This is a genomic window from Collinsella sp. i06-0019-1H4, from assembly GCF_042849575.1.
Taxonomy (GTDB): Bacteria; Actinomycetota; Coriobacteriia; order Coriobacteriales; family Coriobacteriaceae; genus Collinsella.
On the sequence record NZ_BAABYB010000001.1, the window covers coordinates 171,429 to 190,421 of the forward strand.

General features: G+C 60.6%; 14 protein-coding genes. 11 read left to right on the forward strand and 3 right to left on the reverse strand.

Annotated elements, in window-relative coordinates:
• Window positions 1-17: 17 nt before the first annotated feature.
• The gene (locus ACGHEN_RS00690) at window positions 18-1,508 is read left to right on the forward strand and encodes an L-fucose/L-arabinose isomerase family protein (protein WP_390396502.1); all 1,491 of its coding nucleotides are present in this window, start codon (window positions 18-20) and stop codon (window positions 1,506-1,508) included.
• A 245-nt stretch (window positions 1,509-1,753) separates the two neighbouring features.
• Here ACGHEN_RS00690 and ACGHEN_RS00695 read toward each other — a convergent pair whose 3' ends face one another.
• A complete protein-coding gene (locus ACGHEN_RS00695; protein ID WP_390396505.1) occupies window positions 1,754-3,265 on the reverse strand; it encodes a nucleoside hydrolase-like domain-containing protein in 1,512 nt (503 codons plus the stop codon).
• Window positions 3,266-3,528: 263 nt separating this feature from the next.
• Window positions 3,529-4,866 carry a prolyl oligopeptidase family serine peptidase gene (locus tag ACGHEN_RS00700; RefSeq protein ID WP_390396508.1) on the reverse strand — a complete coding sequence of 446 codons (1,338 nt, stop codon included), beginning with the start codon at window positions 4,864-4,866 and terminating at the stop codon, window positions 3,529-3,531.
• A 490-nt stretch (window positions 4,867-5,356) separates the two neighbouring features.
• Between ACGHEN_RS00700 and ACGHEN_RS00705 the strand changes: the two genes are divergently transcribed.
• Both ACGHEN_RS00705 and ACGHEN_RS00710 read left to right on the forward strand, forming a co-directional pair.
• A complete protein-coding gene (locus ACGHEN_RS00705; RefSeq protein ID WP_390396510.1) occupies window positions 5,357-6,778 on the forward strand; it encodes a PTS transporter subunit EIIC in 1,422 nt (473 codons plus the stop codon).
• A gap of 208 nt (window positions 6,779-6,986) precedes the next feature.
• Window positions 6,987-8,306 carry a DUF4038 domain-containing protein gene (locus tag ACGHEN_RS00710; RefSeq protein ID WP_390396513.1) on the forward strand — a complete coding sequence of 440 codons (1,320 nt, stop codon included), beginning with the start codon at window positions 6,987-6,989 and terminating at the stop codon, window positions 8,304-8,306.
• Window positions 8,307-8,415: 109 nt separating this feature from the next.
• Here the strand turns inward: ACGHEN_RS00710 and ACGHEN_RS00715 are convergent, their stop codons facing one another.
• A complete protein-coding gene (locus ACGHEN_RS00715; protein ID WP_390396516.1) occupies window positions 8,416-9,057 on the reverse strand; it encodes a TetR/AcrR family transcriptional regulator in 642 nt (213 codons plus the stop codon).
• 308 nt (window positions 9,058-9,365) lie between these two features.
• Between ACGHEN_RS00715 and ACGHEN_RS00720 the strand changes: the two genes are divergently transcribed.
• The 8 genes from ACGHEN_RS00720 (at window position 9,366) to ACGHEN_RS00755 (ending at window position 18,942) form a co-directional block, all read left to right on the forward strand.
• Complete coding sequence (locus tag ACGHEN_RS00720; RefSeq protein ID WP_117763334.1) at window positions 9,366-10,658, forward strand: MFS transporter; 1,293 nt, start codon at window positions 9,366-9,368, stop codon at window positions 10,656-10,658.
• Between the two features lie 86 nt (window positions 10,659-10,744).
• Window positions 10,745-12,277, forward strand: a complete 1,533-nt coding sequence (locus tag ACGHEN_RS00725; protein ID WP_390396519.1) for a DUF5605 domain-containing protein — start codon at window positions 10,745-10,747, stop codon at window positions 12,275-12,277.
• Between the two features lie 111 nt (window positions 12,278-12,388).
• Window positions 12,389-13,300 (forward strand): ROK family protein, encoded by a 912-nt coding sequence (locus tag ACGHEN_RS00730; RefSeq protein ID WP_390396522.1) that lies wholly within the window; start codon window positions 12,389-12,391, stop codon window positions 13,298-13,300.
• Window positions 13,301-13,725: 425 nt separating this feature from the next.
• Window positions 13,726-15,228 carry a LuxR C-terminal-related transcriptional regulator gene (locus ACGHEN_RS00735; RefSeq protein ID WP_390396525.1) on the forward strand — a complete coding sequence of 501 codons (1,503 nt, stop codon included), beginning with the start codon at window positions 13,726-13,728 and terminating at the stop codon, window positions 15,226-15,228.
• A gap of 145 nt (window positions 15,229-15,373) precedes the next feature.
• On the forward strand, window positions 15,374-15,823 hold the full coding sequence (locus ACGHEN_RS00740) for a hypothetical protein (protein WP_117773702.1): 450 nt from the start codon (window positions 15,374-15,376) through the stop codon (window positions 15,821-15,823).
• Window positions 15,824-15,843: 20 nt separating this feature from the next.
• Window positions 15,844-17,406 carry a hypothetical protein gene (locus tag ACGHEN_RS00745; RefSeq protein WP_390396528.1) on the forward strand — a complete coding sequence of 521 codons (1,563 nt, stop codon included), beginning with the start codon at window positions 15,844-15,846 and terminating at the stop codon, window positions 17,404-17,406.
• A 76-nt stretch (window positions 17,407-17,482) separates the two neighbouring features.
• Window positions 17,483-18,220 (forward strand): hypothetical protein, encoded by a 738-nt coding sequence (locus ACGHEN_RS00750; protein WP_117773704.1) that lies wholly within the window; start codon window positions 17,483-17,485, stop codon window positions 18,218-18,220.
• Between the two features lie 38 nt (window positions 18,221-18,258).
• The gene (locus ACGHEN_RS00755; protein ID WP_390396531.1) at window positions 18,259-18,942 is read left to right on the forward strand and encodes a hypothetical protein; all 684 of its coding nucleotides are present in this window, start codon (window positions 18,259-18,261) and stop codon (window positions 18,940-18,942) included.
• The last annotated feature ends 51 nt before the right edge of the window (window positions 18,943-18,993 follow it).

Below are 18,993 nucleotides of genomic sequence, written 5' to 3' on the forward strand. Positions count from 1 at the left end.
TAAGAGAGGATCAAACCATGCTGCAATCGTCCAACCTGCCTACCGTCAAGCTCGGCATCGTCGCCGTCTCGCGCGACTGCTTCCCCGTCCAGCTCGCAGAGCGTCGCCGCGCCGCTATCGTCGCCGCCTGTGCCGAGCGCGGCCTTGTGGTCGTCGAGGTCAAGCGCGCCGTCGAGTCCGAGGCCGATATGCTCGCGGCTCTGGAGGAGGCTCGCGCCGCGGGTGTCAACGCGCTTACGGTCTTTCTGGGCAACTTTGGCCCCGAGACGCCCGAGACGCAGCTCGCCCAGCGCTTTGACGGCCCCGTGATGTACGTTGCCGCCGCCGAGGGTGACGGAGATATGGTCAACGGTCGTGGCGACGCCTTCTGCGGCATGCTCAACTGCAGCTACAACCTGGGGATGCGCCATCTCAAGGCACATATCCCGAGCTATCCGGTGGGCACGGCTGTCGATATCGCCCAGATGATGCTCGACTTTATCCCCGTGGCACGTGCGTATATGGGCGTGCGCGACCTCAAGATCATCACCTTTGGCCCGCGCCCGCAGGATTTCTTTGCCTGCAACGCTCCCATCAAGGGGCTCTACGAGCTGGGCGTCGAAGTCGAGGAGAACTCCGAGCTCGATCTGCTCGTAAGCTATAGGGCCCATAAGGGCGACCCGCGCATCGCCGACGTGTGCGCCGACATGGCGGCCGAGATGGGGGAGGGCAAGTACTATCCCGACCTGCTCGAGCGCATGGCGCAGTTTGAGCTCACGCTTCTTGACTGGGCGCGCGATCACAAGGGCAGCCGCAAGTACGTGGCGTTTGCCGACAAGTGCTGGCCGGCGTTTCCCGAGACCTTTGGCTTTGAGCCCTGCTACGTCAACAGCCGCCTGGTGAGCCGCGGTATCCCCGTAGCCTGCGAGGTAGATATCTACGGCGCGCTTTCCGAATACATCGGCATGTGCGTGAGTGATGACACGGTGACGCTGCTCGATATCAACAACTCCGTGCCGCGCTACATTTACGACGATGACATCGCGGGCAAGTACGACTTTCGCCTGACCGACACCTTTATGGGCTTCCACTGCGGCAACACCCCCAGCTGCAAGATGTGCGCCAGCCGCGCGGTCAAGTATCAGCTCATCCAGAACCGCCTGCTCGAGGACGGCGGCGAGCCCGACTTCACCCGCGGTACGCTCGAGGGCGACATCGCTGCGAGCGACGTGACGTTCTTCCGCCTTCAGTGCGATAGCGAGGGATGCCTGCGCAGTTATATCGCCCAGGGCGAGATCCTCGACGTGCCCACGCGCTCCTTCGGCGGCATCGGCATCTTCGCGATTCCCGAGATGGGCCGCTTCTACCGCCACGTGCTCATCGAGAAGCGCTACCCGCACCATGGCGCGGTAACCTTTGGCCACAACGGCCGTGCCCTCTTTGATGTCTTCCGTTATCTGGGGATCGAAGACATCGCCTACAACCAACCGGCCGGGTTGCCGTATCCGACTGAGAATCCCTTTGCGTAATTTGTTGATGCTGCGGGTCGATGCGCTGTGCGGGTCGGCCCGCGCCGCTTCATGTCTGCTGACTCAAAGGGGCGACGCTTCGTTGCGTTTGGCAAGGGAATGCGCCCATCGCCCGTTGTCGGAGTTGGCACTTAGGGACGTTCCTTTTCCGCCGGCGCTTGGGGACACTCTTAGTAGTCATCGGGGACGTTCTTAAACGACTAGTCACAGGGGACGCTCTTTGTTGAATATTGGCGCTGTCCTTGCTATGCCACGGTCAGGGCGACCTGGGCGTAGCGGGTACAGGGGCGCTCGGCGTGCGTCTGCACGGTGAGGGTGAGCACAAAGCGGTCGCCGGGTCGTGCGTCGGCGGGCACGATGAAAGCGGTGTCCTCCGTGCATTCTTGCCACAGCGACAGATCCTGGACGCCTGCATAGCTCGACGGGTCTACGGCGACATCCCAATGTACATCGAAGCCCTTGTCGTCGGGGTCGACGATGGTCGCTGTAAGGTCGACGCGCTCGCCGGCTGCGACGCTGCGGTCGGCCGTGACCTCGACAACATGTGCCGGATGCGAGCAGGCTGCCGGCGCATGGGCGCACCATTGCGCGCGGGCGGCAAAGTCTTCCTGATAGGCGCGCAGGTAGGGATTGAGATTGTCGTCTTCGGGCGTGCCGAGGGCGGCAAAACCGGCGGGCGCGCTCGCATCGGGGTGTCCATCAAGAAACATGCGGCCGAGCAGCGTATCGAAGCCGCGGTCGTCGATACCGCGCAGACCAAACGGCAGCAGCGGAATATAGGTCATGCTGTCGCCTTCGGCCATAAAATCGCCGCGCTCAAACTGCACCGCGGGCATGCCTTCCAGGCCCCAATCCAGACGGGCATGCTTGCCAAACTGAAAGCGCTCAGGCTCGTTTTCGTAGACCTTGCCATCGCCATAGAGCATGTAGCGCGCCATGAGGGGGCCGTTGTCCTGCGTGAGATTCTGCTCGGGCCAAGGAGCCTTAAACAGCGGCAGCGCATCGGGCTGAGCCGTCTTGGCGTCGAAATAGTTTCCATACATATAGGGCGTACGCCAAAAGATGAGCTCGGGAAAGAGCTCGCACCCATGGTCGAGCCACGAGTTGTCCTGTCCCACGCCATCGGCAACGCCCATCACGCGCACCTTCTGATAGACCCGCTGCTGTACGGCGGGCCACTCGGGTGTGTCGTGATAACGCTCGGCAATACTCATGAGGGCACGAACGATAGTATTCATACCACCCCAGCTGAGCAGCCACAGCGTGCGGGGGTCGTCGTCCATGATGGCATCGGCGATGACGCGCGAACCGGGCGTCTCCTCAGTCACATCACCCTCAAAAGCAGCATTTCCCACAAACGTACGCTCAATCATCTGTGCGGGCGTGGGGAAGGACGGCTCGCCGGCGGCAACGGCATTGGCCTGCAGTGCGGCCAATGCCTGGGCGTATTCGTTGCTCCAAAGACTTTCGATCCAATGCTCGGGAAACGGCCGATACTCACGAAGCTCCCCGGCCAGCGGATCGGGCTCATGAGGCACAGCATCCCACTCATAAGAGCGACGCCCTTTGGTCCGCCAATGCGGATTCACCTCGCCCAGCGTATGGACGCCATCCCCAAGAAAGTGATACTGCGAAGCCGTATACACCACAGCCTGAACATCAAGCAAGTTAAGATACAGAGCCAAATGAACAAGAGAGTTCATATCATCGACTTCCATATCGGTAGTAACAATCACCCGAGTCAAATTCTGAGACATAGGAACAGCTCCAACCAAAATAATTCAGCCAGTTACGCGCAAGGCAAGACGGGGCCCACACCCCTCATCGCCACCGACCCGGCGTGCTGCCGGAAGCGCCCGGCCAGGGCCAACGACAATGGCAACGCAGCGGGGACCGGGGCTTAGTTTTGCAAACATTCCGCAGGGGGCATGGGCCGGCGCAGCGCGAAGCGCAAAGCGCCGACCCATGCATGCCCGAGGACGTTTGCAAAACTAAGCCCCGGTCCCCGCGCTGGGACGGATTACCGTTTGACCCTGGCCGACCACTCCCAGCAGCCCACCGGCTCGCCGTCGATGAGTACGTTGCCCCCGTCGAAGTCTTGATAACACAGGTCGTTGAATTGGTGAATCCACACGCCATGGTTGAACGTCTTCTTGGCCGAGCCGTCGGCCTCGCGATACACGCCGGTCAGGTCCTCGACATGGCTAAAGTAGGTGAGATGCACGTTGGCGCCGGCATCGCGCAGGCGCGCGAACAGCGGCAGCACGGTCTGTTGCGGCGGCACGAGCTCGTCGCCCTTGGAGTGCGTAAACCACAGCGGCGTCTTGGCGAGCGCGGCTACGTCTTCGTCCGTGGCGTTGTACCACGGGGCGCAGCAGGGAAGGCCGGCGGCGAAGAAATCGGGGTAGTCGGCGCACAGGCGCAGGGTCATAAAGCCGCCGTTGGAAAGGCCGGCGACCACGATGCGGTCGGTGTCGATGCGGTCGGCATGCTCGGCGACAAACTCATCGATAAGTGCCTTGAGCACGGGGGAGTAGATGCTCTGGTTGGAGTGACCAAGCTGCTCGACGCCGTTGTCCATCCAAAACGTGGGCGACTGCGGCACGAGCACCCAGGCAAAGCCGCCAAAGTAGCGCTGGATCTGCGCCTGGCTAATGGCCGTCACGCGGTTGCCGATATAGGCACGCGTGGCGCCTTCGCCCTGCGTGGCGCCCTTTCCCTCGCCGGCGCCGTGCAGATACACCACGAGCGGTGCCTTTTGGGGTACGACCGTTGCCTCGGGCACAAAGGGGTTGAAGCATGCCGAGTCCTCGGCCTTAAAGCTGGGCTCAAAGAAGCCGTATTCGAGCGCGATGCCGTCGACGGCGGTCTTTTGCGTGGCGTTGCTCCAGCCTTTGAGCGCGGGGCAGATATCGCCACGGCAGGTGTCGAAGACCAGGCCGCAGGTGGGATCGTCGCCGTCGTTGCCGGGAAGAGCTGTGAGCTGCGTGATGCGCAGCTGGTCATCGAGCATGCGCGAGCCCATGACGCCGCCTTCGATGGTCTTGGTCAGGCGCTGCTCGGCGACCTCGAGCGCCACATGGGTGCCCACGGCGAGCTTACGTCCGTTCTCGTCGCACGGATATGCGGCGAGAATGTCGATGTAACCCACGGAGGGCGCGGCATGGTCGGCGCCGCGCTCCTTGCGCATCAGAACCTCGCCCGAGCGCTCGTGACGCTCTACATATATATGGAAGGTGTTCGCGTCGATGTCGTTGGCGCGCACGGTGCAGGGCAGGTCGAGTACGACCTTGCTGATCCAGGGGCCAAAGTCGCCCAAGGTGGTGACGGTTGCGTAGGTACACAATTTGAGCTCCATGAGCTGCCTCCCTTGCGCCGCGAATGCCTGGCATCTGCGGCAATACAAACTAAACATGTTTAGTGTAATCTAGAATTGAAGAATAACCAGATGAACTCGGTAAACGGCAAAATTGAACACGTCGTGAGCTACTAAACATATGTTTACTAGCTTCTAGCAGGGATTCTGTTGATGAGTTAACAGATCAGTGAGGTGTTCATCAAAATAAAATCCCACGTAAATGGCTATATATCAATAGAGGGTCAAAGAGACCATTTCCCGCCATTCAAATACGTTCACCCCCGATTTTCTACCGTTCACCGGACTGTAGACGGCAAAATTGCCATAAATTCGGCGCTCCGTGTAAACTAAAGCCCGTAAACGTTCAGTAAACACCTTGTTTACAAAAGCGTATCCAAGGGCCCGGCAACCGTAAGGGGTTATAGTCGCCGGGCCAAAGGCGTGCCTAAGCCCAAGGGGGCTGGCACACGAAGATATGTGGAGGGGTCCCATGGCAGTAGATAACAAGCAGATTGCCACCGATGTCCTCGAGCTCGTGGGCGGTGCGGAGAATGTCACCGTCGCCACCAACTGCATGACGCGCCTGCGTCTGATGCTCAAGGATAACAACAAGGCCGACGTGGAGAAGATTAAGAAGGTCAAGGGCGTTCTGGGTTGCCAGTTCGTCGGCAGCCAGCTCCAGGTCATCATCGGCCAGAACGTGCCCAAGGTGCTCGCCGAGTTCGTCGCCATCTCCGGCGTCAAGCAGGGCGAGGTCGTCGAGGAGAACCTCGACAAGGAGCCGTTCAACATCAAGCAGCTCCCCAACATCATCCTCGACTATCTGTCCGGCTCCATGACCCAGCTCATCCCGCTGCTCATGGCCGGCGGTCTGTTCCGTACCATCGCGGCCGTCCTCGGCCCCACCATGCTCGGTGTGCTCTCGGCCGACGACCCGACCTATACGTTCCTCTACACCACGCTGTACGAGGCAACCTTTACGTTTATCCCCATCTACCTGGGCTATGCTGCGGCTAAGAAGCTCGGCGCCTCTCCGGTTCTGGGCATGCTCCTCGGCGGCGCTCTCATGGCCCCGTCCGTCGTGAGTGTCGCGACTCAGGAGGGTGGCGGAATCATCTCCGTCTACGGCATCCAGATCGCCGCTGCCAACTACCAGCAGTCCGTCCTGCCGATCATTCTCTCGGTGCCCGTCCTGTACTTTGTTGAGAAGTTCTTTAAGAAGGTCATGCCCGACGTGCTTTCCACGGTCTTCACGCCGTTCTGCACCATGATCGTTACCATCCCCATCGCCTTCATCGTCCTCGCCCCCATCGGCAACGAGATCGGTACGCTGATCGCTAACGCGCTCTTCGGCCTTGCTGACCTTGGCGGCATCGGTATCCTGATCGTCATGGCCGTCCTCGGCGCCTTCTGGCAGCTCTTCGTGGTCTGCGGCATGCACATGCCCGTCATCCTGCTCGCTCAGGTTCAGATCATCGCTGCCGGCTACGATCCCTTCGTCTTCGTTTCCACCAACTGCGCTATGGCCGCTGTCTGGGGCTGCGCCTTCGGTGCCTTCCTCAAGATGAAGAACCCCGACGAGAAGTCTCTCGCCATCGGTTACGTCATCTCCGCCATCGCCGGCGGCGTCACCGAGCCCGCACTCTTCGGTATCCTCATGCGCTTCCGTCGCACCATGTTCGGCATGTTCATCGGCGGTGCTATCGGCGCTGTGTTCTCCGGCCTCATGGGCGTCACCTATTACCTCGCAGGCGGTGCCTCCAACTTCCTGGTCTTCACCAACTACCTGCAGGGTGGCCAGATGAACACCGTCTGGGCTATCGTCGGTATGGCAATCTCCTTTGTCATCGCCGCTGCCGTCGTCTTTGTCTCCGGATTCTCCAAGGAGGAGCTCGCCGAGATGGAGGCCTAAGGCCAAACCATTCGGTCACATATGACCTTACCTACACGACAGGGCCCCGTCAGGCGTAAGCCCGGCGGGGCCCTTCTTGCAAGGTAGACTGATGGGGCGGGTGAGCTTCGCCCGCGAGGGTTTGCCAAGCGGCGGAGGCTTTCGCGCGGGGTTACCGCGAAAGCCCCCGGCGGTTCGCAATTCTTTTATCAAGCGAAAGGACATGCAGATGAGCTTGGGAAAACTGACCGTCAACGGTCGCCAGGATGGTTTTTTGTGTGAGGGCAAACCGTTCTTCTGGTTTGCCGATACGTGCTGGAGTGCATTTACGAGCATTGCCGAGGACGACTGGGACTACTACCTGACCCGCCGTGCCGAGCAGGGCATGAACGTGCTGCAGATCAACACGCTGCCGCAGTGGGATCGCTGCTGCCCCGACCTGGGCATTTGGCCCTATGCCAGCGAGGACGGCGTGCACTTTGACTGGTCCCACCCCAACCAGGCGTACTGGGATCGCGCCGCCGCCATGTGCCGTGCTGCCGTCGAGCACGGCATTCGTCCGGCGCTCGTGCTTATGTGGTGCAACTACGTGCCCGGTACCTGGGGTGCCAAGATCGTCGAGCGTTGCGGCGCCGAGGTTATGCCGTGTGAGGAGGTCCGCGCCCACGTTGCCCGCGTCGTCGAGAACCTGGGCGAGTTCGACCCCGTCTACGTGGTGACGGGCGATACCGACTTTGCCGGCGACGAGGCGATCGCCTATTATGAGGACGCCCTCGACGAGGTCGTCAAGCGCGCGCCCGAGGCACTGCGCACCATGCATATCAACCGCGCCAATCGCACCATTCCAGCGCAGTATCTGGACCGTCTGGACTTTTACATGTTCCAGCCCGGCCACAACTACGAGGGCCAGCCCGAGGCATGGCGCTTGCCGCAGGACTTTATCGCCAACTATCCCAAAAAGCCGATGGTCAATTCCGAGCCCTGCTACGAGCAGATGGGTGCGTCGCGCAACGTGTACTGGCGTTTTACCGCGCAGGATTGCCGCGCGAGCGTATGGTCGAGCATTCTGGCTGGTGCTTCGGCGGGCATCACCTACGGTGCGCACGGCGTTTGGAACTGGCAGACCTCTCAGAGCCGTGGCAGCGTCCTAGGCGAGGGCTTTGACATGCCGTTCCGCTGGCAGGAGTGCCTGCAGTTTGCGGGCGTGTGGGACTTTGGCCTGATCGAGCACGTGCTGCGCGGCCTGGGTGCCACGGCTGGCGACGACGCACTTGCCGTGGTTCCGGCGCAGGAGCTGCTCGACGACGCGCGCGAGGCCATCCGCGTGGCCCGCGTGGGCGAGCGCGTGGTGGTCTATCTGCCGAGGACCACGGCCGTCAAGCTCAAGCTCGAGGGCGGCGTCACCGCCTGGAATGCTGTGGCGTTTGACCTGGAGACCAAGCGCGTTGCCAACCTGCCGGTTGCGTCCGTCGACGGGGACGGCGAGATCCGCGTGGCCCAACACCCCTTTGAGCACGACGCGCTCCTGGTGGTCTCACCTGCAAAGTAGCGCGCAGCCCCAACATAACCAATGGCAAAAAGGCCCGAGCGCTGTCTCGGGCCTTTTTTATATCGACATAGTCGTTACGGTCGGTGATGGCAATCACGTACTGCCGCTCTTAACGGTAGCCCTCCCAGAGGGGAAGGGGAAAGAGGATGTCCTCAAACTTGGACCACTCGGCGGGATAGTCGATCTCGTCGGGTCGCGCCACCCAACGGCCTTCCAATCCATACATCGCCGCCAGCGCGCACGAGATGGCTTCGGTGGCGTCGATTCCCTCGGGAACGCTCCAGTTAACATTGGGCTCGGGCTCGATAACACCGCGCGAGCTGTCGTTGAAATACTCGTGCAGGGGGCTCTCCGTGCTCATGGCCTCGGTATTGAGCATCTGGAAGAGCATGACGAGCTCGGGCTGGTTGTTGTTCTCCGCCACGAGCAGACGGCAGTATTCGGGAATCTTGGGGCTCTGGCCCTCAGATGCCCTGCCAGGATGAAAGAGGGAGAGATAGTCGTCTAAGGTTGAGCTGCGATCGTAATAGCGACGGATTACCTCGACCAAAAGCCCGTGCTTGCTGCCCACGTAGTGCAGCACGCCCGCCTGGGTGATACCCACCTCATCGGCTACCGCCTGGAGTGACATGCCGTTAAAGCCGCGCGCGTTGATAAGCCGCACGGCCGCCGAGACAATCTGGTCAAGGCGTTCCTGCGCCGCAGCGCTGCGTTTCTTTGCCGCGGGTGTGGGAGTTTTCTGAGTGTCCATATAAATCGCGCTGCCTTATTTAGGGCGGCTCGAGTATTGCCGCCAAATGCCTTTTGTATACCCCCATAGCTTACCTCAGCCGTTCAGCGGCTCAAAACAACCGTTTACCGCTCTTATAGCTTACTAAGTACTTAGTAAGCGTACTATACAGGTCGTGGAAGTTACTTACTAGTTAGTAAGTAACAACCCAACAGACGCTCGCGAGCGGCCGTACCCCATTCCACGGCCGCCGCATCCAGCGGGTTTGACCCCTTGACCCTTGGTGCACGGGCGCCCTCGCGCATTCCATCAGAGAGAGGATCTATCCCATGGCAAATCAAACCGCCGCGGCGATTGACGAAAACGCCATCGCCCCCGACACCGGAAAGCCCATGACCAAAACCGAGACATGGCGCTTTATGATCGGTTTTATTATCTTTGGCGTTATGTGGATGATGTCGGGCACGATCGGCTCCAACGTCTTGTTCCCCGAGCGTTTTAACGGCCTTAATATTGGTCAGCCCGAGGCAATTCTCGCGGCGATGAACTCGGTCGGTTCAATCTTCGCCCTGTTCTCAAATCTCGTTTTCGGCGCGCTTTCCGACCATTGCCACAGCCGCTTTGGCAAGCGCACACCGTTTATCGTTCTCGGCGGTTTTATCTGCGGCTGTGCTTTCTGGAGCACTTCGGTCGCGACCACACTTCCCATGATCGTCGCCTCCTGGTGCGTGCTGCAGATTGGCCTCAACTGCATGCTTGCCCCTGCTGTTGCCGTGCTTTCCGACCGCATTCCGCTTAACAAGCGCGGCACGCTCTCCGCATTCTATGGCGGCGGTGCAACGGCTGGCCAGTCGATTGGCACCATCATCGGTACGCAGTTCCTCTCCAACCCAGTTCCTGGCTTTATCATCGGCACGGTCTCTTGGCTGCTGACCGGCATCCTCGCCGTCATCATTTGGCCGCGCGAGAAGTCTGCCGCTCTTGACGAGGGCGAGCAGTCTGAGAAGCTCAATCTCAAGTCGCTGCTGCTCATGTTCGTTCCGCCCACCAAGAACTGCCGCGACTTTTATCTGGCGCTCTTTGGCCGCCTGCTCCTCATCTTCGGTTACTTCTGCATCAACGGATATCAGCTCTACATCCTCGAGAAGTACATCGGTCTTCCCGTGGCAGAAGCCGGCGCCGTCCTCTCCTCCATGTCCGTTGTGATCATGGTCGTGTCGCTTGTCGCCTCGCTTACCTCGGGCGCTATCTCCGACAAGATCGGCCGCCGCAAGCCCATCATCCTCGTCGCAACGATCATGATGTGCATCGGCATCGCTCTGCCCTGGCTGCTTAAGTCCGTTATCGGCATGTACGGATTCGCGCTGCTGGCCGGACTTGGTTATGGTATTTACTCTTCCGTCGACCAGGCGCTCAATGTCGATGTTCTGCCCGATAAGGAGAACGCCGGCAAGGACCTGGGCATCCTCAACATCGCCAACACCATCGGCCAGATCCTTGGCCCCATCGTGACCTCGGCAATCGTTGTCGCCACCGGCTCCTATTTCATGGCGTTCCCGATCTCCATCGTGCTCATCGCCGTGGGCTATGTGTTCATCATGCTCATCAAGAACGCCAAGTAATCCGTCGCTCTCTTTCCTTCCGTCGGGCAGCGTTCGCGTTGCCCGGCGGACTCCGACTATTCAATCGCTTAACTTGGAGGCTTATTATGACCACCGTCGAGCAGTACAAGGTGTTTAAGCTCGAGCTCACGGGCACCGCGGCCGGCAATCCCTATGTCGAGGTCGAGCTGTCGGCACGGTTCGCCCGCGCAGATGGCCAGGACAGCTTTGAGGTCCATGGCTTCTACAAGGGCAATGGCTGCTACCGAATTAACTTTATGCCCGAGAGCGCCGGCGTCTGGAACTACGCGGTGAGTTCCAACGACCCCGAGCTCGATGGTACCGCCGGCTCTTTTGAGGCCGTGCCTGCCACGGGCGACAACCATGGTCGTGTGCTGCTGGCAAAAGACGTGCTTGCCCACGACGCTCCGTTCATTACCGACGAGGATTCCAACTTTGCCTACGAGGATGGAACGCGCTACCTGCCCTTTGGCACCACTTGCTATGCCTGGACCAACCAGGATACGGCCTTGCAGGAGCAGACGCTCGAGACGCTCGCCACCTCTCCGTTCAACAAGATCCGCATGTGTGTCTTTCCCAAGTTCTACGACTATAACGTTGAGGACCCGGCGATGTATGCCTACGAGGGCGAGAAGGGCGATTTCGACCATTACCGCTTCTATGAGCCGTTTTGGGAGAACCTTGAGCACCGCATCGAGCAGCTCGACGAGCTGGGCATCCAGGCGGACCTCATCGTTTTGCATCCGTACGACAAGCCCGAGGACTGGGGCTTCTCTCGTATGACGCGCGAGGAGGATGTTTTCTACCTGACGTATGTCGCCCGCCGCTTCTCGGCATACAAGAACATCTGGTGGAGCCTTGCCAACGAGTGGGATCTTATGCCGTGGAAGCCGGCCGAGGACTGGGATCGCTATGCCCGCATCATCATGGCGAACGACCCGTATGGTCATCTGCGCAGCATCCACAATTGCCGTGAGATCTTTGACCACAGCCATCCGTGGATTACGCATGTGAGCTACCAGAGGTGCGACCTTAAGAACACGGCCGAGGACGTTACCACGCTGCGCGCGCAGTATAACAAGCCGGTTTTGATCGACGAGGTCGGCTATGAGGGCAACATCAACTGGGGTTGGGGCAACCTGACCGCTCAGGAGCTCGTGCGTCGTTTCTGGGAGGGCAGTTTACGTGGCGGTTATGTGACCCACGGTGAGACCTACGTCGACCGCGGACCCAAGCTGTGGTGGGCGCACGGCGGCAAGCTCTACGGCGACTCGCCCGAGCGCATTGGCTTTTGCCGTCGCTACATGGAGGCGCTGCCGGCCGATTTTGACTGGGTGCCCGATGAAGTCGGCATCCTTGACGGTACGTTTACCTGGGATGTCACCTGCATGTCCAACGACCATGGCCGCGGGACTGCCGATGTCCTTATGTACTTTGGATTCAACCGTCCGGCGTATCGTGAGTTTGAGGGCGAGTCGGGCGCTCGATACAAGGTGAGTGTCGTGGACACATGGGGCATGACGGAGGAGGAGCTTCCCGGAACTTTTGAGGGCAAGTTCCGCATCGATCTCCCAAGTAAGCAGTATATGATGCTTCGCCTGACCAAATTAGAGGCATAAAACAGAGATAATCGGCTCCGGGCGTGACTTGCTGCACGACCATCGCAGGGGGGTAACCCCTGTGATGGTCGCGGCGATGCGCGTCCGGGGCTACGCTTGTAAGGAGTGAGCATGCAGGAGTTTTTTGGAATCGATGTGGGCGGTACGGCCGTTAAATGGGCTGTGCTGGGCGAGGATTTTTCCATCCGCGAGCGCGGAAGCCTGCCGACGGGCTTTACCACGGCTGATGAGACGGTCGCGGCGCTGATCTCGCTCGTCGAGCCGTATCGCGAGCGCGTGAGCGCCGTGGGCGTGAGTGCGCCCGGCGGCATCTACGAGGGAGATGTCACAGGAACGATCCATCGCGGTGGTGCGCTCACGTTTATGGATGGCTGTCCGCTCGGAAAGCTTATGCGCGAGGCTCTGGGGGTGCCGATTGCCGTCAATAACGACGGTAAGTGCTGTGCGCTCGGTGAGTATGCGGCTGGCGCTCTGCGCGGGGCGCGTTTTGGCGTGGTGCTCGCTATCGGCACGGGCATCGGCGGCGGTATCGTCATCGACGGCAAGGTCCTGCGCGGCGCGCACTGCTTTGCAGGCGAGTTTAGCTTCTTGCGCAACGATGTCACGACTGCTGCGAGCATGGAAAACTCCTTTGCGGGTTCGGGCGGTTGGCGTGCGCTCCGCGATGCCGCTGTTGCCGAGAAGGGCCTGCCTGCGGATTCTCCGGTGGACGGCCGCCGCGTCTTTGAGTGGATCGCGGATGGCGACATGTCGGCGCAGCGCGCGCTCGACCGCTACGCTCGCGCCTTTGACGGACAACTCATCAACCTGCAGGCCGTGCTCGACCCCGAGGTCTTTGTGATCGCAGGCGGCATCTCGTGCCATCCCGAGCTCGTCGATGCCCTGCGTGCGCAGATGCCGCTGGCCCTTGCGAGTTACGAAGGGACCCTTGCCGGCATTCCTGTGCCGCAGATAAAGGCGGCCGAGCTCGGCAACGACGCCAACCTTTACGGTGCTGTCCAGGAGGCTATGCGACTGGTGTAGCGCATTGGACATAATCGTTGGGGACGTTCTTGTTTGACTAGTCGTTTAAGAACGTCCCCAATGACTACCCACAGAATGAGAGTGGATAATCTCCCGTTTTTGGCCTGCATACAGGCTAAAAGTGGGAGATTATCCACTCTCGTCATTTGATTGGCACTTGCGGCACTTGTACTCATTGGGGACGTACTTAAATGAGTGGCAGTTGGGGGATACTCCTTGCCGAGTTGGAGCTTGCGCGCGCCCCTTCTGGGTCATGCGGCTCAAAATCGCGGCGTCATGCGGACGGCTGGGGTCGAATTTACAGTATTTCGAGCTCGGCTTCGATATTGAGATTGGTTCTTTATTAAAATGGTGTTCCGGACAACAAAGCGGGTGGGGGTTACCATGAGGGACCTGGGAGACACAACCGCATATTTGCGCTGGGCATGCGGGAGATTCTGTGCCTAGCGCTGTTCTTCTTCACGTTTTTGGCGTGCGAGTATCTCTTTGATGCGCGCATGGTCGAGTTCGTGCCATCGAGTGAGGTCGTCATCTACGAGAGTATCGTTGTCGGCGCGAGCGTGATTGGCTTTTTCGTGCGCCCATTTCTGTACTATCGCTGTCCCCAGACGATCGATGCGACGAGCGATATTACGGGCGTGCTGTTGGTATCGGCGTTGCTGCTGATGATTATGGCAGTGCGGTTTGAGGTAGTAATTGCCGGCGGCCTGGTGGCGTGCTGCGCCCTGGGCTATTGCGGATCGACCGCCCATGCCAATCTTGCGCGGCGTTTTGCGCAGACGCCCTGCCTGGCGCGCGCCGTGGCGGTTTCCTATGCTGTGGGCATTTTGGTGCAGGTGCTCAACCATATGGTGATGCCTGCGGGCATTCCCCAGCAGTCTGTTCTCATTGCCTGTGCGATTGCGCTGGTGGGGCTGCTTCACGGTGTCCGCCGCGCTAAATTGCGTGATGAGCCTGCGCCCGAGTTCGAGGTCGAGATTGCCGAGCTATCGGTCGATGCGTCGGAGCGTGGCGCCAGGTGGCACGATGACCCCGAGGCAAAGGCGGCCTTTCAGGGTGCCGTGGTGCGTCTGACGGTGGCGACCGCTTGCCTCACCGGCGTGTTCGCGGCCCTCAATGCCGGCCTTACGACCTCGCATGCCGCTGGCGCTATCGACCTGGGCGACTGGCCGCGCTTGCTGCTGGTTGTGAGCGCCCTTGCCGCCGGCGTCCTGTATGACCTGCGTGGGCGTTCGTATATGAATATCATCATGACGTGCGCCGCCATGCTGTCCACGCTCTCGTTCTTTGTGCTTATCACCGATGGCAACGGTGGCAACACGCTTGCCGCCACGATTATCTTTTACCTTGGCACGGGCTTTTTCGTGGTGTTCTTCACCACGAAGTTCGCCGCGATTTCGATGTATGCCCGCTGGGCGTATCTGTGGCCGTGCATGGGCCGTGTTATCAACAACGTTTGCTCGATGCTCGTGACGGCTCCGGCGGTGGCGATTATCTCGAGTCAAAACGTGCTGGCGGCAGTGAGCGTCGTGTTCGTGCTGTTTGTCGGCATCGCGATTTCGCTGTTGGGACAGTTTGGACAAGACGGCGAGGGCGAGGCGACGCACGGCGGGCTGGCGCTTGCCACCGACGATCTTGGCGTGAGCTGTGAGCCCGGCCAGGCCGACACGATGCCCCTGGAGGCGCCGGAGCTTTCGTTTGACGATCGGCTCGATGGCTTCGTTGCCGCCTTTGGGCTCACCAAGCGCGAGCGCGATGTTCTGGAGGCGCTGGTCGTTTCGGACGACAGCGTGCAGGACGTGGCGGCGGCACTCTTCCTTTCGCGCTCCACACTCTATCGCCACATCGCTTCGATCAACAAAAAGACCGGTGCCTCCTCGCGCGTAGCCCTCATCAACTTCTTCTGGTCCTGGACACCCCAAGACTAGCTAACCACCACAAAGGTGACAGGCACCATTGTGGTGGTTTTTTACCTGCAAAAATATGAATATGAGACATTTGTCACCTGCCGTTTTGGTGCTCAAAGGCATATGAATGTGATGCTGAGCAGAGCAGAACGGAGGGGGTGCACCTATGGCGTCTCGGGATTGCGCGTCTAATAAAATTGCGGGCGCGCTTATCGCCGTGGTGGTCTTTGCCGCGGCGGTGACACTCTTGCGAGTTTACGTTGCCGGCGACCATGGCGCTCAGGGAAAGACTGCCGCGCAAGTGTCGCTCAACGATTGCGCCGCCGTTCCGGTGGCGGTCAAGCTTATCGAGGACGGGGAGGCGCGGACGGTCTATGAGACCGACGATGCCGAACTGGTCGCATCGACTTTTGCTGCGCTCGATGGCTGCACCGTGGGGGATGCGGTGGATGAGCGGACGAGCGATGCCGGCCGAACGCTCGTCTTTGTCTATACGGATGGCTCGGAGCAATCGGTGGAACTTGAGGGCAAAAACATCGTGCTCGATAAGACGGCGTACCGACTTAACGGTGCCGATGAGTTATGGCGGCAGCTTGCCGCGATCAAAAACAGCTAACGAAATTAGGGGTGTACGGGATGAGTGAGTTGAGATTCTGCCCAGCGTGTGGGGCGCAGCTGCCTCGGGTCGCCGGCGTGCCGGTACGATTTTGCCCGGGATGCGGCGTCCGACTTGAGGGCGTTGTGGGCTACTCGGGCGCCGTGGGGCCTACAGATGGGGCGACTGCCGATGACGATGCGGACGAAGGCGCCGACTCGAGCGTGGACGCGCCGGCCGATGCGCTGGTAGAGGCTGTCGGCGTCGCGTCGTCGTCTCGTGACGCGGCCACGACGGATGCGCCTCACATCGGTGACCTTGAGCTTCATACCGCATGCGATACCTCTGGCGGCCAGGCACTCGCGCAGGTGGTGCTGCCGCGGGGCTGGCATATCGAAGAGGCGCATCTTGAGCGCAGCGGCAGTTTCGACTGCCCGATTTCGGTTGGCGTGACGGCGGCGGGTCCGATGGGTGAGCGGATTATGTACCGCTCCGAGCTCTGCTACGTGGATGCGGGCGCCGTTGCCAAGCGTATCCCCACGCAAACCGAACGCAAGGTGTTTGTGCACGTGGAGGCAGCTTGCGACGAGCTGGCTCAGGCCTGTGCGGCACGGCTGGGTGCGCGGGCAGAGGTTGTTGCCGAGCAACCGTACCCATCAAGCGCGGAGGTCGATATCGAGCGCGAGCGTGCCCGCGTAAAGCGCGAGGCGGCAAACGACTTTGCGATCCAGGGCTTTTCGATGGAGCCGAGTGATGTGGTCTATGAGTGCCGCATGCGTCGATATCGGCTCACGGGCGCTCCGGTGCCCACCGAGCTCGCGGTGGCGGCCAAAGTCGAGGGCTATATGTTTTCAATCGGCGGTGTCGCGGGTTCTATGGGCAAAGGTGTTGCCGCTGGGGCCGAGGCGCTGCTGGGCGCGGGCCTTTCGAGTGGACTGATCGGCGGTGTTTTGGGCAAGCGCCTGCGCGAGCGCCAGGCGGCGGCAGCGGCGGGACAGGGCGTCGCGCAAGAACAGCCCACGGGTCGAGGCGGTTGCCCGGACGGAGCGTCGTTCGAGCTGGGCGCGGCCGACCTGCTGCAGTGGCGTATCAGGGACAGCTTCTGTTTGGCTGCGCCAGAAGGTCGCCTGGACGAGGCGGCCTCCACGGCGCTTGCATCAATGGCGTCGACTCTGCGGCTCAATCCGGCGATTGCACGCGAAGCGTCAGCTCAAAAGCAACAGATGGTGCTTGAGCAGCGCCAACGCACGCAGATGAACATTGCCCAGCAGCAACAGCAGTTTGCGGCCTGGCAACAGATGCATGCCTCGCAACAGGCGGCGTTCGACAGCTACCAGCAGGCGTGGTTCGATCGCAGCGACCGTCAGCACGCCGCGAATATGGCTGCCAGCGCCGCCAATTTTTCCAGCGCGGGCGTGGGGACGGGCGCCGCCTCGTATTCCGATGCCATTCGCGGGGTCAACCATTACACCAGACCCGACGGCACCGATGTCGAGGTCTCGGTGATGGCCGACCAGGCCTGGGTCAACGGTTCGGGCGACGTGATCGGTACACGCGATGGTTTTGAACCCGGTTTTGGCTGGACGGAACTGCCTCGTCAATAGCGTGGGGTGGCTTATGTGTGAATCGATGCCGGGTGTGTTTCTCGGCATTGTGCTAAAGAACGGGAAAGGAACAATGATGAGGGAGACGGTACTTTCGCGCACGGCATTTGTCGCGGCGGCGGGAACGGCGCTGCTGACGCTTGTGGGGTGCGGCGGACAGCGGACGCAGGATGCGACGGGTTTTAACGACGACCGCCCGGTAAAGGACAGGATGGACGCGGGTGCGACGTCGGGCGATTCCGGCGACGCGGACAGCGGCTCGGCGGATGCGTTCGATACGTGGTCGGATGATTGCTGGGATGCGCACCGCAACATCAGCATCGCGGCGCTCCTCGAGCTTAAGGGCTGGCAGTTGCAGGAGTTTGCCTCGCAGCAGGGCTATACCTGGCAAGACGCGCTCGAGATGTACGAGGACGAGGCGGGACACGTGCTCAGCGTCTGCAATATCAGCAAGGACGGCGCGACCGAATGGCTCGGCGAGGACGAAATCGGAAAGCTCGACAAGGGCGGCACCGGAAGCACCGTGATGTTCACGCTGCAACTTTCGGGCTATTCGAGCTGCGAGGATGTTATCGCGGGCTTTTCCGTGCCGGTCGAGGACCGGGCGCAGATTACTTCGGGCTCATGGATCGCGTGCGTATACGGTTCCAACATGGCGCGGCACGTTGCCATGGCGAGTCCGATGGAAAACGGTGACTACCGCTTGGATCTCATTACCGAGGAGGCTATCAAGACCGGTAGGTTTACCCAGGGCGGCGGTGCTCCGACGATAGACGAATTTTGGCAGGAAAAGACTGGACGCGCGCTCGGCTAGGTGCGACGTGGCCAATACCATAGCGAGGAACGAACACGATGAATGAAGTGACGATGAACCGTGCGGCCTTTGTGGCAGGCGCGGGTGCGTTGGCTTGTGCGCTGGCTGGCTGCTCGGGCGGATTGGGCGGCGCGGGCGGTGCCAAGAAGGTGACCACGGCGGACGCCGCCTGTGTAGACGACAATGCCAACGTGACGGTCTATGCTGCGATCAACTTGGATGGCGCCGACCTGGTGCGCCTGCTCAAGCATCAAAACTATGAGTGGCAAGGCGAGAGCGTGGGCTACGGTGCCGCCGATGATGCGGGACTTTTCGCTTTTACCTTTTCTAAGATTTCGGATGACGTGGACGAACTTGCGAACAGTGCGATACCGCTTCCGGAGTCCGAGTACGAGGAACTTGAGCCGGGCGGCGGAGACGATAGCGTGGCGATTTTGCTCTCGGTGGGCGGCTATACGACGGGCGATCGTGCGCTCACCGGCGCAATCGGCGATGCGGCGATAGTGCAGGAGAAGTGCACAATCGACGATTCCGTGTATTGGCTGGTCAAGGCGCTCGACGGCAGCCGTTACGTGATTTCGGCCTACGACACCGAAGATGATGGCGACAGCGCGCATGACATCTATATCTATAGTGAGTCTTTTATTCACACCGGTTATCTGAGCGGCGGCGACCAAATCGATATTGACGAACTCTGGAGCCGCCTGACCAATGCCTCGTAGCGCACCAAAACCACCATAAAGGGGACAGTGAGGCGGGACTTTTTGACCGCC

What these genes read in the sequence shown, in the direction of transcription:
- ACGHEN_RS00700 (WP_390396508.1), bottom strand. Translation starts at nt 4,866, where the DNA reads ATGGAGCTCAAATTGTGTACCTACGCAACCGTCACCACCTTGGGCGAC.
- ACGHEN_RS00705 (WP_390396510.1), top strand. Translation starts at nt 5,357, where the DNA reads ATGGCAGTAGATAACAAGCAGATTGCCACCGATGTCCTCGAGCTCGTG.
- ACGHEN_RS00690 (WP_390396502.1), top strand. Translation starts at nt 18, where the DNA reads ATGCTGCAATCGTCCAACCTGCCTACCGTCAAGCTCGGCATCGTCGCC.
- ACGHEN_RS00755 (WP_390396531.1), top strand. Translation starts at nt 18,259, where the DNA reads ATGAATGAAGTGACGATGAACCGTGCGGCCTTTGTGGCAGGCGCGGGT.
- ACGHEN_RS00725 (WP_390396519.1), top strand. Translation starts at nt 10,745, where the DNA reads ATGACCACCGTCGAGCAGTACAAGGTGTTTAAGCTCGAGCTCACGGGC.
- ACGHEN_RS00735 (WP_390396525.1), top strand. Translation starts at nt 13,726, where the DNA reads ATGCGGGAGATTCTGTGCCTAGCGCTGTTCTTCTTCACGTTTTTGGCG.
- ACGHEN_RS00740 (WP_117773702.1), top strand. Translation starts at nt 15,374, where the DNA reads ATGGCGTCTCGGGATTGCGCGTCTAATAAAATTGCGGGCGCGCTTATC.
- ACGHEN_RS00695 (WP_390396505.1), bottom strand. Translation starts at nt 3,265, where the DNA reads ATGTCTCAGAATTTGACTCGGGTGATTGTTACTACCGATATGGAAGTC.
- ACGHEN_RS00710 (WP_390396513.1), top strand. Translation starts at nt 6,987, where the DNA reads ATGAGCTTGGGAAAACTGACCGTCAACGGTCGCCAGGATGGTTTTTTG.
- ACGHEN_RS00715 (WP_390396516.1), bottom strand. Translation starts at nt 9,057, where the DNA reads ATGGACACTCAGAAAACTCCCACACCCGCGGCAAAGAAACGCAGCGCT.
- ACGHEN_RS00730 (WP_390396522.1), top strand. Translation starts at nt 12,389, where the DNA reads ATGCAGGAGTTTTTTGGAATCGATGTGGGCGGTACGGCCGTTAAATGG.
- ACGHEN_RS00750 (WP_117773704.1), top strand. Translation starts at nt 17,483, where the DNA reads ATGAGGGAGACGGTACTTTCGCGCACGGCATTTGTCGCGGCGGCGGGA.
- ACGHEN_RS00745 (WP_390396528.1), top strand. Translation starts at nt 15,844, where the DNA reads ATGAGTGAGTTGAGATTCTGCCCAGCGTGTGGGGCGCAGCTGCCTCGG.
- ACGHEN_RS00720 (WP_117763334.1), top strand. Translation starts at nt 9,366, where the DNA reads ATGGCAAATCAAACCGCCGCGGCGATTGACGAAAACGCCATCGCCCCC.